Source organism: Novosphingobium resinovorum (genome assembly GCF_001742225.1).
GTDB classification, from domain to species: domain Bacteria; phylum Pseudomonadota; class Alphaproteobacteria; order Sphingomonadales; family Sphingomonadaceae; genus Novosphingobium; species Novosphingobium resinovorum_A.
In genome coordinates this window covers 1,695,402-1,709,257 of record NZ_CP017076.1, presented here as the reverse complement: position 1 = coordinate 1,709,257, position 13,856 = coordinate 1,695,402, and the positions used below count along the sequence as shown (strand labels likewise).

Here is a 13,856-nt window from a genome sequence, read left to right as displayed (position 1 = left end):
CTGTTTGTCGCCATTTCTGCACCCCGCTGCACCACAAGTCACCTTGCTCAAAATCATAGGTTGTGGAGCGGCGCGGATGGGCCATGTTGGCCGGGATAGTAATCGGGAGAATGCCGTGAAGCGGCTTGAAGGCAAGGTGGCGCTGGTCACCGGAGGAACCTCCGGCATCGGCGCCGGCACTGTCGAGCGTCTGTGCGCCGACGGGGCTAAAGTCATTTTCACCGGCTCCAACCAGGCGGCGGCGGATGCGCTGTGCGCCGCGACCGGGGCCGAGTTCGTGAAGCACAACGTCACCGACGCGGCGGCGTGGGACGGCCTGATCGCACAGATCCTCGAAAAGCACGGGCGGCTCGACATCGCCTTCGCCAATGCCGGGACCGAAAGCGGCGACGGCAGCATCGAGAGCATCTCGATCGAGGGCTGGAACAACGTCATGGGGGTAAACCTCACCGGCGTCATGCTCACCGTGCAGCACGCGATGCGGGCCATGGCGAAGAATCCGGAAGGGCCGGTCGGCTCGATCATCGTCAATTCCTCGATGAACGCGCACCGGGCGATGGGCAACTTCGTGGCCTATTCGGTGTCGAAGGCCGCCGTGATCGCGCTGGTCAAGGCGTCGGCGGTGCATTCGGGCAACCAGAAGTACGGCATTCGCGTCAACGCCGTGCTGCCGGGCGTCGTCGAGACCGCCCTGATCGTCAACCTGATCGAGAAATCGGGCGACCCCGTCGCCACCCGCGCCGCCTACGAGGGCCTGTCTCCGATGGGCCGCATGGCCGCTGTGGAGGAAGTCGCCGGCATGGTCGCATGGCTTGCGAGCGATGAGGCAAGGTTCTGTTCTGGAAGCGAATTCACCATGGACGGCGCGTCCACTGCAGGGATGAACGGCGTATGAGAGAGGAACTGGGTTCGCAGCGGCTGAAGGGCCGCGTAGCGCTGGTTTCCGGCGGTCTTCGGGGCATCGGCCTCGCCTGCGTCGAGCGGTTCCTGGCCGAAGGCGCCGAAGTGGTCCTGACCGACCTCGAGGCACCGGACACTGAGTATGCCAGCGCCACGCTCGCCCGTCTGGGGCAGGCCGCCAGCTATGTCAGCGCCAATGTCGCCAGCGAGGACGACTGGGCCAAAGTGCTCGCCGCCGTGACCGAAAGGCACGGAAAACTACACATCCTGGTCAACAATGCGGGCATCGACCTGACCGGCCCGGTGGCCGAGACCTCGCTTGAAGGCTGGCGCCGGATCATGAGCATCAACGTCGACGGCGTGTTCCTCGGCGTGCGGACTTTCGTGCCGCTGATGGCCGCGAGCGGGGCGGATTTCCGGGGCGGCGCCTCGATCATCAACGTCAGTTCGATCATGGGCCTGGTCGGCATGAGCGAGGTTTCGGGCTACAACGCCAGCAAGGGCGCGGTGCGGCTGTTCACCAAGTCGATCGCGCTGGAATTTGCCGAAAAGAAGATGCCGATCCGCGCGAATTCGCTGCATCCCGGCTTCGTTCTGACCCCGCTCCTCAAGGAAGGCTTCCAGCGCTGGGTCGACAAGGGCGTCGCCAGCAAGGCGCAGGATCTGGTCGATCTGATGTCCAGCAAGACCCCGATCGGACGGCTGGCGGACCCGGCGGAACTGGCCAGCGCGGTCTATTTCCTCGCGTCTTCGGACAGTTCGTACATGACCGGCGGCGAGCTTGTCGTCGATGGCGGCTGGACCGCGCAATAGCGGCACAAAGCGGCACCTAGCGATACCATAACCCCACTACAGCGGCACACAGAGGCCCTTGGGAGAGACAAGACCATGACCATCGCCCTTCCCGACGTGATCGCCGTCGTCACCGGCGCTGCCGGCGGCATCGGCCGCGAGATCGTCAAGGCCATGAAGGCCGCCGGCGCCACCGTGATCGCCACCGACCTCAAGGACAGCGCAGACATCGAAGGCGCCGACCACTACCTCAGGCACGATGTCACCAGCGAGGCCGACTGGCGCGCGGTGGAGGCGCTGGTGCGCGAAAAATATGGCCGCCTCGATGCACTGGTGAACAACGCGGGCTTCTCGATCGTGACCAAGTTCGAAGACACCCCGCTCTCCGAGTTCCACAAGGTCAACGCCATCAACGTCGACTCGGCTATCATCGGCACGCAGGTCATGCTGGGTCTGCTTCAGGAAGGCGGTAAGGCGCGGGCCTCGGGCTCCTCGGTCATCAACTTCTCGAGCGTCGGCGGCCTGCGCGGCGCGGCGTTCAATGCCGCCTATTGCGTCAGCAAGGCGGCGATCAAGATGCTTTCGAAGTGCCTGGGCGCAGAGTTCGCCGCGCTCAAATACAACATCCGCGTCAACTCGGTGCACCCCGGCGGGATCGACACGCCGATGCTGAACTCGATCATGGACCGCTACATCGAGCTTGGCGCTGCGCCTTCGCGCGAAGCCTCGATCGCGGCGATGAACGTCGCACACCCGATCGGCCGCCTCGGCAAGCCGGAGGAAATGGCGGGCGGCGTGGTGTTCCTCGCCTCCACCGCCTCCAGCTTCATGACCTGCGACGAACTGGTGATGGACGGCGGGTTCAGCCAGGTCTGAAATGGAGGAGCGGAGCATGGCCCAGAAACTGCCCGGCGTCATCGGCGTCCACCATATCGGCGTATCGGTGCCCGATCTGGGCAAGGCACGCGAATTCTACTTGGACATCCTCGGCGCGGTCGAGGAGGTCGAGCCGCTGAGCTGGTCCGACAACCCCTTCATCGATCAGGTCGTCGGGCTGGAGGGCAGCGCCGCCCGGCAATTCTTCTGTCGCCTCGGCAACGTGCAGATCGAAGTCTTCGAATATCTCGCCCCCAAACAGGCACCGCAGGACCCGCGCCGGGGCGTCAATGAATACGGCTATACCCATGTGGCGCTGCAAGTGGAGGACGTCCTTGCCGTCCACGAACGGATCGTCGCGGCGGGCCTGCCGGTGCACACGCCGCCCGCGATGGAGGGCATCACCGTCGATGCGAGCGGCATGAAACACGGCTATGCCGGAACCTATTGCCGCGACTTCTTCGGCAATGTCTTCGAGATTCTGGAGATCCACGAGACGCCGGAAATCCTGCCGATCCACGCCTGACTTTCCGCGTTCACATTTGAACGCAAAGGAAAAATTTCACTCGGCAGTGCAAATTCGGCGGATGAACCGAAACTTAATCGGCCCGGCCGTGTTCCCGGAATGAGAGACAGCGCGGTATCGGTCGCGATGCTGCCCCCGCCCGGGAGCCTGAAACGTGGATATGAACACCCTCAACCGCAGCCGTGCCCAGCAGGTGGCGCGCGTCATCGAGATTCGTGCCGTCGAAAGCGGCGCAGTGGACGCTGATGTCGTGCCGGCCGCCCTGCTTCGCGATGCGGTGCGCGAAGCCGGGTTGTTCCAGCGTTCGGTGCTTGGTCACCTCGACCACAAGGAATGGCGCGACCGCGTTCGCGCCGACGGCCAGCGGCTTATGGACCTGCTCGCCGAGATCGGTTTCCGTCCCAGCGAGCGCGCAGCCCGCAAATCCGCCTGACGCCGCTCCTGATGGCAAGGGCGGCGCTCACATTCTAGCGGTCTCCGTCTACAGAAAAGTACGCCGGAGTTCGGGCATAATAGTCCGATCCCAGTCGGCAATCGACAAGCCCGGCATCGACTGCGAGCACCTGCCCTGTAACGTTCAGCCCGTCGTCGCCGGCCAGATAGGCGAAGGCCCCCGCGATTTCGTCGGCTTCGACGACGCGGCGCAGCGGGTTGCGCGCCTCGGCGGCCTTGCGCATCGCGGCGGCATCGCCATAGGCAAGCTCGGTCATGCGGGTCGGCACGTTTCCGGGCGCGACGGCATTGACCCGGATACCGTCGGCCGCCAGTTCCGCTGCGACCGAGCGGGTCAGTCCGATCACTGCATGCTTGGCCGCAGTATAGGCATGCGGCCCCAAGGGTGCGAGACCGGCGGCGCTGGAGGTCGAGAGGATCACGCCCGCCCCCTGCGGCCGCATGACGCGCGCGGCGTGCTTCATGCCGTAGAACACACTGTCGAGCAGCACCGCCAGCGTATTGCGCCACGCCGCCGCTTCGATCGCCTCGACGCGGCCCACTGCGCCGAGTTGCCCGGCGTTGTTGACCATGCAGTCCAGCCGACCATGCAACACCATAGCCTGATCCACGAGGGCGGCGACGTCCTCCTCGCGGGTGACGTCGCAGGGAACGAAAGCGGCGGAAAGCTCGTCCGCCAGCAACTGGCCCGCGTCCTGCCTGATATCACCAAGCACCAGCACGGCGCCCTCCCGCGCGAACCGGCGCGCGGTCGCTTCGCCAAGCCCGCTTGCCGCTCCGGTTATTACCGTGACCTTACCCTCAAGCCGCATCTTCGCTCTCCATTATTGGATTCATTGATGAATGTTTCATATGCACAATTCGCCGATGCTCAAACGTCTCATGCTGGCCGCCGCGTGGCTGGGCACGCAAGCGTTCCATTCGATTATCTCGAATAATCCTTGATCTTATGGTTCCGCCCTGCACCACCGCGATCGCCTGCGCCCTCGTGCGCGAGCCATGAATTTTGCAGTCTTGACTGCTTGTTTTTATAACCCGACAAGAACAACGAAGACAGCGAGAGAGGGTCATGAGCAGGTTCTACGGCGAGGCCATGCAGGCAGGCTATCTGGTCGAGGCTCTGGAACCCGCAATCGCATATTGGACCAAAAGTCTCGGTATAGGTCCGTTCTTCGTCATGCCGCGGCCCGAATTCATCTGGCTGCGCAATGGCGGCGAGGATGTGGACGATACCGCGATCATTTCCCAGGTCGCCCTCGCCCACAGCGGAGCGATGCAGATCGAGCTGATCGTGCCCGGCCCCGCGCCATCGACTTATCGCGATTTCCTCGCCGCAGGCGGGCGCGGCCTGCATCACATCGGTATGGCGAGCGACGATTTCGACGCCCAGCGGCAGGCGGCGCTTGGCGCGGGTCTGACCGTGGCGACCGAAGGCGCCTCGCAGCGCACCCGCTTCGCCTACATGCAACCTGCGGCAGGAGCGCCCGGACCGATCGTCGAACTGATCGACATGGTCCCGGTGATGCGCGAGATTCATGCCCACGTGAAAACCGCCTCGCTGGGCTGGGACGGGAGCGACCCTGTCCGGCACCTCTGACATTCGGGAGACAGCGAAGTGACCCCATGTCCGCTCGGCCGCACCGGCCTCACCGCCGCCCCGCTGATGCTGGGCGGCAACGTCTTCGGCTGGACCGCCGACCGCGAGGAAAGCTGCGCCATCCTCGACGCTTTCGTCGATGCAGGCGGCGCACTGATCGACACCGCCGACGTCTATTCCGCCTGGGTCCAAGGCAATGCGGGCGGCGAATCCGAAACGCTGATCGGCGAGTGGCTGCGCCGTAGCGGCAAGCGCGAGCAGGTCCTGATCGCCACCAAGGTCGGGCTGCTCCCCGGCGCTGGCGGCAAGGGCCTTTCGGCCTCGCGCATTGCCGGGGCCATCGAGGAATCGCTGCAGCGGCTCGGCACCGACCGCATAGACGTCTACTTCGCTCATCGCGACGATCCCGAAACACCGCTGGAAGAAACCCTTGAGGCCCTCGACCGGCTGGTGAAAGCCGGGAAGGTGCGGGTGCTCGGCGCTTCCAATTACGCGCCGGACCGCCTCGATGCGGCGCTGGCGGTCAGCGACGCCAATGGCTGGGCGCGTTTCGCGGTGATCGAGCCGCGCTACAATCTGCTGGAGCGCGATACCTACGAAGGGGCGCTGCAGGAGATCGCCCTGCGCGAAGGGCTTGGCGTGGTTCCGTTCTACGCGCTCGCCAATGGACTGTTGACCGGCAAGTACCGCAGCCTCGACGACATCGCCGGCCATCCCCGCGAGGTCTACCTCCGACCGATCTTCTTGCGCCCGGAGGTGCCCCGCCTGATCGCCGCGATGGAGCAGGTGTCGCGGGAGACGGCCGCCTCGATGGTGGCCGTCGCCATTGCGTGGATGCTGGCGCAGCCGGGCGTCACCGCTCCGATCGCCAGCGTATCGCGCCCCGAACAGCTCGGCGACCTCGTCGCAGGCACGCGCCTGACGCTCGATGCCACGCATCTGGCCGTGCTGGACAAGGCACTCGCCTAAACACACGCGAACGCTCCTGAAACAAGAGGCCGGCGCGCGATTGGAGGATCGCGTACCGGCCAGGAGAGGATGGGTGTCCTGCAAACCGGGAGGACGAACCGGAAAATTCGTTGCAATCAGTAGTGGTAAGTGACCTGCACCTGCACCGTGCGCGGGATGTTGGCATAGCCGCGCTGGTCGCCCAGCACGCCGCCATCGGTCCCGGTGCCGCGACCGGTGCCCGGCGCATCCAGCGCGCCCGAGATGACGAACTGGTTGGTCAGGTTCTTGCCGATGACCGCCAGATCCCAGCCCGCTTTCGAACTGAGCGTCAGCGACGCGTCGAGGTTCACGTACTTGGGCTGCGTCGCGATCGGGTTGTTGAACGGCGATGCATTGTAGCTGCTGGAATAGCGCGCATCGGCCGAGAGCGTCAGCGACATGTCGGGGCTGAGGTCTGCCTCGTAGCTGGTGCCCAGCGCCGCCGTCCAGCGCGGCGCGTTGGCCGTCGGCTTGCCGCTCAGATCCTGCACGAAGAGGCCGCCGTAAGGGCTGCTCGCGGTGGGATTGCAGCCCTGCAGGCGGGTCTGGCCGGTGACGCACGGTGCGATGAAGTCCACGTAGCGCGCCTTGTTGTAGTTCAGCGCGCCGCGCATCGTCAGGCCCGGAAGCGCATGCGGCGCCCACTCGGTCGAAATTTCGATGCCCTTGGTGCGCGCCGAACCCGCGTTCGTGGTGATGTAGCGGAACGTCTGCGCCTCGAAGAAATCGACCTGCAGGTTGGTATACTCATACGTGTAGAGCGCAACGTCGAAGCGCAGCTGGTTGTTGAACAGCGTGGTCTTCACGCCGCCCTCGAAGCCCTTGGCCTTCTCCGGCTCGAAGTCGAGATCGGCGGGGATCGACGCGTTGGTATAGGAACTCTGGTTTGAGAAGCCGCCCGACTTGTAGCCGGTCTTGAAGCCGCCATAGATGTTGACGCCCGGCACCGGCTTGTACGACGCGGTGATTTCCGGGCTCCAGTTGGTGAAGGTTTGGTTCTTGTAGATCGGGTCGTTCAGGCGGTTGATCTGGCCGGGGCGATTGACCGGGTGGACGAAGAAGCTGTCCTTGGTCTCATGTGTATAGCGGATGCCGGACGACAGCTCGACCTCGGGCACGACCTTCCAGGTGACTTGCGCGAAGGGAGAGATCGTCTCACCCTTGGTGTAGGAATCCTTGCCGAAGGCGACGTATTCCCATTCCGGCCGCTGGGTGCTGACGCGCGTGTTGCCCGAATAGACGTACTGGTCGGACTGCAGTTTGGTCTTCTGATACAGCACGCCCAGCATCATGTTGACCGGGCCGTCGTAGTTGGTCTGCGCGCGCAGTTCCTCCGAGAACGCCCACCACTTCTCACGCGAGCCGACGTAGATCTGCACGGCGCGCTGCTGGTAGTCGCTGTCGGTCAGCCAGCGGTTGTTCTGGTTCTGGTAGTTGGTGGCCGACGTCAGCGTGACATCGCCCAGGTTCCATTCCAGATTGTTGGTCGCCTGCCAGGAGCGGTACTTCGTGTAGAGTTCGCCATCTGCGCGCGCGAAGGGGAAGTTCGCAGCAATCTCGGTCGGCATCTGGTTGTGGTAGTATTTCCAGTCCCGCTTGCAGGGCACGCCGGGTTGCAGCGTGCTGAACCCGGTGGCGCAGGAGAACACGATGTTGTTCCAGGCGCCGTCGTTGGTGGTCGTCTCGTTGGCGGACACCTTGAAGGTGTTGGTGATGGTGTCGGTCGGCTCCCACTTGAGCGTGAGGCGGCCGACAAGTTCCTTCTCCTTGGGTCCGCGGCGGTCGCCCGGAGGCGCAACCAGGTTCTGTACCGGGCCGCCGGCCTGGTCGGTGACGGTGAAGGGCTGCGCCGTGGCGTAATTGCGCGAATAGCCGCCGAACATCTTCGATGCCCGCAGCGCCACGCGCAGCCCGAGCGTGTCGGTGAGCGGCGTGGAGATCATCTGCTCGATGTAGGGCCGCTTGGCCCGGAACTCGTAGCCCACACGGGTCGAGCCCTCGAAGCTGGAGCCGGGATCGGCGGTGGTGATCGAAATCACGCCCGCCGTCGCGTTCTTGCCGAAGAACAGCGCCTGCGGGCCTTTCAGCACCTCGATCCGCGACAGGTCGAAGAAGCCTTCGTTGAGGATGCGGCCGCTGGCGTAATAGATGCCGTCGACGATGATCGCGGTGGAGGATTCGATGCCCAGCGCGCTCGCCGGGGTGCCGATGCCGCGCAGCGAGATCTGCGCGCCCGAACCCGTCGTCGCGCGGCCGACCGTGAGGTTCGGCGTCGTCGCGGCGATGCGCTCGATGTTGGAGATGTCCTGACGGGCGATCTGCGCGGGCGAATAGGCGGTCACCGCGACGGGAATGTCCTGCAGCGATTCCGAACGCTTGCGCGCGGTGACGACGATTTCTTCGAGGCCGCCCGCAGCCGCCTGAGGGGCGGCGTCCTGAGCCATCGCGGGGCTGGCGAGGCCGATCGCGGAAGCCGACGCCATGAGCCCGGCTAGCAGGCAGGCGCGATGAAAGTTCGGTAGGTCCTTCATTCTCTTCTCCCCGTTCATCTCTTCGCTGCGAAGGATGACTTATTTAGAAAATCGAAGGCATGACCACAGCCCCCGGACATGCCGGAGTGCGCGGTTGAGCCAGTCTTCATCCCGTTCCCTGGAGCACCCGGCGATTCGTCGCCGTGGTGATCCAACCTCTTTTCTGCCCGGCTTTATGCGCAGGATGATTCGCCGTGACAATAAAAAAGTCGATCATGATTGCTTTTTTATGGCGCGCGCAAGCCCGCAACCCCGCCAAACCTGCGGGTTTCAGCGATAGGCCGCATTCAAAGTGCGGCCAGATAGCAACAATTGAGCTAGACTTATTACCCGTCGCTCGCCATGCTTCGGGTCATCGGCCGCGAGCGTGACCGCCTTCGTGCGGAGGCGCTGCGGCCCAACGACAATCATGGATGGAGAGGCGCCCGATGCCGGTCATGGCTGAGAGGATTTCCGTTGTGTCGCCCGTCGCGGGAGTGGAAGCGGCGATGAGTGAGGCTCTCGATTACGACGTCATCGTCATTGGCACCGGGGCGGCGGGGCTCAGCGCCGCGGCGCTTGCAGCACAGGGCGGCGCCAGCGTCCTGATGGTCGAGGCAGCCGACCGCACCGGCGGGTCTAGCGCCTTGTCCGGCGGCGTGTTCTACGCGGCGGGCACATCGCTCCAGCGCGAGGCCGGGCTGGAGGACGACACGGCCGAGGCGATGTTCCACTATTATATGACGCTCAACCAGTACAAGCTGGAGCCCGCGCTCGTGCGCACGCTTTGCGAACGCTCGGCCGAGGCGTTCGAGTGGCTGCGCGGGCTTGGCATCGGGTTCACGGTGGACAACCTCTATTCATCGGGTGTCGACAAGATTCGGCGCGGCCACCGTGCCACCGACGGCGGCGCGGGCATCGTCGAGGGCCTCGAAGGCTTCCTGTCCGGCAGGAACATCGACACCGTCCTCGATACCCGCGTCGAAACCCTGCTGGTCGAGAACGGCCGGGTCTGCGGCATCGTCGCCGACGGCGCGCCGGTGCTCAGCGCCGCAACGGTGATCGCCACCGGCGGCTTCGGCGCCAATCCCGAGATGCTGGCGCAACTCTATCCCGATGCCTCGCGTTACGGCGACCTCCACTGGTATATCGGCGCCCCTACCTGCCGGGGCGATGGCCTCGGCCTTGCCGCGCAAGTGGAGGGGCAGTTGAGCAAGGCCAATCGCGGCCTGCTCCTGATCACTCCGGGCTTCGTCAAGGACCTCGAAAGCTACCTCCCCGGCTGGCTGATGATGGTGAACCGCGACGGGCGCCGGTTCATCGACGAAACGATAGAATATTCGGTCCTCGCCGCCGTCCTCGACGAACAGCCGGGACGGGACTGCTTCGCGGTGTTCGACGAGGCATCGCGCCTCGCCTCGAAGACCACCAAATACCGGCCTGCCCCCAACTGGACGGCGGACCGGCTGCTGGACCATGTGGAGGCCGGAACGCTGATCAGCGCACCGACGCTGGAGGACCTTGCCGGGAAACTCGGCGTGCCCGCCGCCCGTCTTGCGACGACGGCAGAGCGCTACAATTCGCTGGTACAAATAGGGAACGACGAGGACTACTTCAAGCCCTCGGCGATGCTGCGGCCGGTCGCGCAAGGGCCGTTCTACGCCGCGCATATCCGCCCGGCCGTGATCTGCTGGACGGGCACCGGCATCCGTATCGACACCGAAGCCCGCGTGCTCGGCGCCGACGATCGCCCGGTGCCGGGCCTCTACGCCGCCGGGGAGACGACCGGCGGCATGTTCGGCCAATGCTACGCGGCGGGCGGCGCCTCGATCGGCAACGCGGTCGTCTTCGGCCGCATCGCCGGCGCCAACGCCGCGAAAGAGAAGGTGAACGCATGACCATGGGAGACAGGACCGTCGACGTCCTCATCGCCGGGACCGGCGCGGCGGGCCTCACCGCCGCCGTCACCGCGCGGCGCGCCGGGCTGGACGTTCTGGTGGTGGAGAAGGAAGCCGTCTTCGGCGGCACCACCGCGACCTCCGGCGGCGTGCTGTGGGTGCCCGGCAACCACCACTCCCCGGCCATGCAGCGCGCCACCGGCCAGAGCGATGACATCGCCAGCGCCCGCGCCTATCTGGTCGAGGAAACCGGCAACTACATCGAGCCCGACCGGGTCGAGGCCTATCTCGACACCGCGCCGCGCATGGTGCGCTTTCTCGAGGAAAACAGCCACGTCCGGTTCTACGGCATGGACTATCCCGACTATCATTCGGAGAGCGCGCATAGCTCCATCGTCCGCTCGATCGGCACCGTCGATTACGAGGCGCGCGAACTCGGGCCGCACCTGAAGAACCTCAAACAGCAATTGCCGCAGACGCTGTTCCTCGGCTTCGCCGTGGGTTCGGGCGTGGAGATGATCCAGTTCATGAAGGCTGGCCGATCGGTCAAGGCGCTGGGCTTCGTCGCGAAGAAACTGGCCCGGCACTTCGCCGACGTGCTGCGCTATGGCGAGGGGCAGCAGGTGGTGCGCGGGCGGGCGCTGGTGGCGCGGCTGGCGCGCACGTTGTTCGACCTCGACGTGCCGATCTGGCTGTCCTCCCCCGTTGCCGGGCTGACCCGCGCGGACGGGCGCGTCACCGGGGCCGAGATCGACACCCCGCAGGGCCGGGTGCGGATCACCGCACGCCGGGGCGTCGTCCTCGCCTGCGGGGGCTATCCCAACGACCCGGAGCGCCGCGCCGCCTCGTTCCCGGCACCTGCGAACAACCACGAGCAGCGCAACCCGACCAACCCCGGCAATACCGGCGACGGCATCCGCCTGGCCGAGAGCGTCGGCGGTGTCTTCAACGGCAATGTCGCCCATGCCGCGCCGTGGATGCCGGTCTCGGTGCTGCCGGGCTCGACGGACTTCACCGGCGTCTGGCCGCACCTGATCGACCGTCAGAAGCCCGGCTTCATCGCCGTGCGCCCGGATGGCCGCCGCTTCGGGGACGAGTCCAGCGCCTACCACGACCTCGTCCCCCAGATGACCCGCGCCAGCGAGGGCGACGCCAGCGCATGGTGCTGGCTGATCGGCGACGCGGCGGCGGTGAAGAAATGGGGCATCGGCATGGTCCGCCCCTTCCCCATTCCCCACGGCGAGCACTTGCGCAGCGGCTACCTCAAGCGCGCCGCGACGCTGCAGGAACTCGCCGCCCAGTGCGGCATCGACGCCGCCGCGCTGGAACGTACGGTCGCGACCTTCAACGCCAATGCCGAGGCCGGAGTGGACCCCGAGTTCGGACGCGGCGGGCGGGTCTACGACGTCTATCAGGGCGACCCGGAGCACCGGCCCAACACCTGCCTCGGCCCGCTGACCAAGGGGCCGTACTACGCCATCCGCATGGAGGCCGGGATCATCGGCACCTTCGCGGGGCTCAAGACCGACCGCCACGCCCGCGTCCTCGACGGCGAGGGCGCGCCGGTGCAGGGCCTCTACGCAGTGGGCAACGACCAGGCCAACGTCTTCGCCGGAGCCTATCCGGGCGCGGGGGCGACGATCGGCCCTGCCATGACCTTCGCCTATATCGCGGGCAGACACCTTGCGGGGCAGGCGGCGTAAATGGAGGAGTTCGATTTCATCGTCAGCGGCGCGGGCTCGGCAGGCTGCGTCGTCGCGGCGCGGCTCAGCGAGAACGGGCGTTACTCGGTGCTGCTGCTGGAGGCCGGGCCGGAGGACAAGGCGTTCTGGATCAGGCCGCCGATGGGTTACCCGATGCTGTTCGCCGATCCCAGGGTCAACTGGATGTTCGAGAGCGAGCCCGAGGCCGAACTCGGCGGCCGCCGCATGTACCAGCCTCGCGGCAAGGTGCTGGGCGGGACCAGTTCGATCAACGGCATGCTCTATATCCGGGGCAACGCGCGCGACTACGACGACTGGCGCCAGCGCGGCTGCGAGGGATGGAGCTTCGCCGACGTCCTGCCCTACTTCCGCAAAGCCGAGGACCAGCAGCGCGGGCCCAATGCCTATCACGGCGTCGGCGGGCCGCTGACGGTGTCCGACCAGCCTGGCCGCTCCGAGATCGCCGTCGCCATCGTCGAGGCGGCGCAGGAGGCGGGCATTCCCTACAACCCAGACTTCAACGGCGCGGAGCAGGAAGGCACCGGCTTCTTCCAGACGACCACCCGCAACAACCGGCGCTGGAATACCTCGCAGGCGTACCTCACCCCGGCGCGGGGGCGGGCCAACCTGAAGATCGAGACCGGCGCCCATGCTACCCGGGTGCTCGTCGAAGGGGGCCGCGCCACCGGGATCGAGTACCGCACCAAAGCGGGCCTGGTCACCGCGAAGGCGCGGCGCGAGGTGGTGGTCTGCGGCGGCGCCTTCGGGTCGCCGCAGCTTCTGCAGCTTTCCGGCATCGGCCCCGCCGCGCACTTGCGCGAAAGCGGCATCGCGCCGGTGCTCGACCTGCCGGGGGTCGGCGCCAACCTCATGGACCACTTCTACATCTCGCTGATGTTCCGCTGCACCCGGCCGATCACCATCAACGAACTGGCCAACAGCCCGCTGCGCAAGCTGAAGGCGGGGATCGACTACGTCCTGTTCAACAAGGGGCCGCTCGCCAGCAACGGCATCTATGCGGGCATCTTCACCCGCACCGACGAGCGGCAGGACCGGCCCAACCTGCAGGTCAACACCAACATCTGGACCGTCCAGAGCCGCACGGCGGCGGGCATGAAGGCCCACCCCTTCCCCGGCTTCACGATGAGCCCGGTCCACCTCAACCCGCGCGCAAGCGGCACGGTGCGGCTGCGCGGGCCGGACCCGCTGGCCGACCCGGTGATCCGCCAAAACTTCTTGACCGACCGCATCGACGTGGACGCGATGATTGCGGCGGTGAAGGTGGTGCGCGGCGTGGCCGCCCAGCCCGCGCTCGCGCCCTACAATGCTGGCGAGATATCGCCCGGCGCGGATGCCCGCAGCGACGCGGAGATCGAGGCTTACGTGCGCGCCGCCGCCATCGCCAACCTGCACCCGGTCGGTTCGTGCCGGATGGGTGTCAGCGCCGACGCGGTGGTCGATCCGCGCCTGCGCGTCCACGGCATCGCCGGGCTTCGCGTCGCCGACGCCTCGATCATGCCGAGCCTGCCGTCCGGCAACACCAACGCCCCCTCGATCATGATCGGCGAGAAGTGCGCCGACATGATCCTGGAAGACGCCCGATAAAAGAGG

The 13,856-nt window shown here is 66.1% G+C and carries 12 protein-coding genes; 10 read left to right on the top strand and 2 right to left on the bottom strand.

Going from position 1 to position 13,856, the window contains the following annotated elements; genetic code table 11:
• Positions 1-115: 115 nt before the first annotated feature.
• The 5 genes from BES08_RS24820 (at position 116) to BES08_RS24800 (ending at position 3,527) form a co-directional block, all read left to right on the top strand.
• Complete coding sequence (locus BES08_RS24820; RefSeq protein WP_036526546.1) at positions 116-895, top strand: SDR family NAD(P)-dependent oxidoreductase; 780 nt, start codon at positions 116-118, stop codon at positions 893-895.
• On the top strand, positions 892-1,713 hold the full coding sequence (locus BES08_RS24815; protein ID WP_036526547.1) for an SDR family NAD(P)-dependent oxidoreductase: 822 nt from the start codon (positions 892-894) through the stop codon (positions 1,711-1,713). Before BES08_RS24820 ends, BES08_RS24815 begins: the two co-directional genes overlap by 4 nt.
• Before the next feature lie 75 nt (positions 1,714-1,788).
• The gene (locus BES08_RS24810; protein ID WP_036526549.1) at positions 1,789-2,568 is read left to right on the top strand and encodes an SDR family oxidoreductase; all 780 of its coding nucleotides are present in this window, start codon (positions 1,789-1,791) and stop codon (positions 2,566-2,568) included.
• Positions 2,569-2,584: 16 nt separating this feature from the next.
• Positions 2,585-3,094: a VOC family protein gene (locus BES08_RS24805; RefSeq protein WP_036526677.1), complete on the top strand. Its 510-nt coding sequence runs from the start codon at positions 2,585-2,587 to the stop codon at positions 3,092-3,094.
• Positions 3,095-3,248: 154 nt separating this feature from the next.
• Positions 3,249-3,527: a hypothetical protein gene (locus BES08_RS24800; RefSeq protein ID WP_155986283.1), complete on the top strand. Its 279-nt coding sequence runs from the start codon at positions 3,249-3,251 to the stop codon at positions 3,525-3,527.
• A gap of 34 nt (positions 3,528-3,561) precedes the next feature.
• On the opposite strand, the gene BES08_RS24795 is transcribed toward BES08_RS24800, so the two are convergent.
• Entirely contained in the window at positions 3,562-4,359 is a 798-nt protein-coding gene (locus BES08_RS24795) for an SDR family oxidoreductase (RefSeq protein WP_036526552.1), read from the bottom strand.
• Between the two features lie 257 nt (positions 4,360-4,616).
• Between BES08_RS24795 and BES08_RS24790 the strand changes: the two genes are divergently transcribed.
• Together BES08_RS24790 and BES08_RS24785 are read left to right on the top strand one after the other, a co-directional pair.
• Positions 4,617-5,144 (top strand): VOC family protein, encoded by a 528-nt coding sequence (locus tag BES08_RS24790; RefSeq protein ID WP_036526554.1) that lies wholly within the window; start codon positions 4,617-4,619, stop codon positions 5,142-5,144.
• Between the two features lie 18 nt (positions 5,145-5,162).
• Positions 5,163-6,113 carry an aldo/keto reductase gene (locus BES08_RS24785; protein WP_036526555.1) on the top strand — a complete coding sequence of 317 codons (951 nt, stop codon included), beginning with the start codon at positions 5,163-5,165 and terminating at the stop codon, positions 6,111-6,113.
• A gap of 116 nt (positions 6,114-6,229) precedes the next feature.
• On the opposite strand, the gene BES08_RS24780 is transcribed toward BES08_RS24785, so the two are convergent.
• Positions 6,230-8,665: a TonB-dependent receptor gene (locus tag BES08_RS24780; RefSeq protein WP_036526556.1), complete on the bottom strand. Its 2,436-nt coding sequence runs from the start codon at positions 8,663-8,665 to the stop codon at positions 6,230-6,232.
• Between the two features lie 488 nt (positions 8,666-9,153).
• Between BES08_RS24780 and BES08_RS24775 the strand changes: the two genes are divergently transcribed.
• Genes BES08_RS24775 through BES08_RS24765 form a run of 3 tightly spaced genes read left to right on the top strand, consistent with a single transcriptional unit; the run spans position 9,154 to position 13,850 of the window.
• A complete protein-coding gene (locus tag BES08_RS24775) occupies positions 9,154-10,542 on the top strand; it encodes an FAD-dependent oxidoreductase (protein WP_036526678.1) in 1,389 nt (462 codons plus the stop codon).
• Positions 10,539-12,245, top strand: coding sequence for an FAD-dependent oxidoreductase (locus BES08_RS24770; protein WP_036526558.1), 1,707 nt, complete (start codon positions 10,539-10,541; stop codon positions 12,243-12,245). Before BES08_RS24775 ends, BES08_RS24770 begins: the two co-directional genes overlap by 4 nt.
• Entirely contained in the window at positions 12,246-13,850 is a 1,605-nt protein-coding gene (locus BES08_RS24765) for a GMC family oxidoreductase (protein WP_036526559.1), read from the top strand.
• Positions 13,851-13,856: the final 6 nt, after the last annotated feature.

Excerpts from the sequence above, each read along its gene's own strand:
- BES08_RS24815 (WP_036526547.1), top strand. The coding sequence starts at position 892 with ATGAGAGAGGAACTGGGTTCGCAGCGGCTGAAGGGCCGCGTAGCGCTG.
- BES08_RS24810 (WP_036526549.1), top strand. The coding sequence starts at position 1,789 with ATGACCATCGCCCTTCCCGACGTGATCGCCGTCGTCACCGGCGCTGCC.
- BES08_RS24805 (WP_036526677.1), top strand. The coding sequence starts at position 2,585 with ATGGCCCAGAAACTGCCCGGCGTCATCGGCGTCCACCATATCGGCGTA.
- BES08_RS24795 (WP_036526552.1), bottom strand. The coding sequence starts at position 4,359 with ATGCGGCTTGAGGGTAAGGTCACGGTAATAACCGGAGCGGCAAGCGGG.
- BES08_RS24790 (WP_036526554.1), top strand. The coding sequence starts at position 4,617 with ATGAGCAGGTTCTACGGCGAGGCCATGCAGGCAGGCTATCTGGTCGAG.
- BES08_RS24780 (WP_036526556.1), bottom strand. The coding sequence starts at position 8,665 with ATGAAGGACCTACCGAACTTTCATCGCGCCTGCCTGCTAGCCGGGCTC.
- BES08_RS24775 (WP_036526678.1), top strand. The coding sequence starts at position 9,154 with ATGAGTGAGGCTCTCGATTACGACGTCATCGTCATTGGCACCGGGGCG.
- BES08_RS24770 (WP_036526558.1), top strand. The coding sequence starts at position 10,539 with ATGACCATGGGAGACAGGACCGTCGACGTCCTCATCGCCGGGACCGGC.
- BES08_RS24765 (WP_036526559.1), top strand. The coding sequence starts at position 12,246 with ATGGAGGAGTTCGATTTCATCGTCAGCGGCGCGGGCTCGGCAGGCTGC.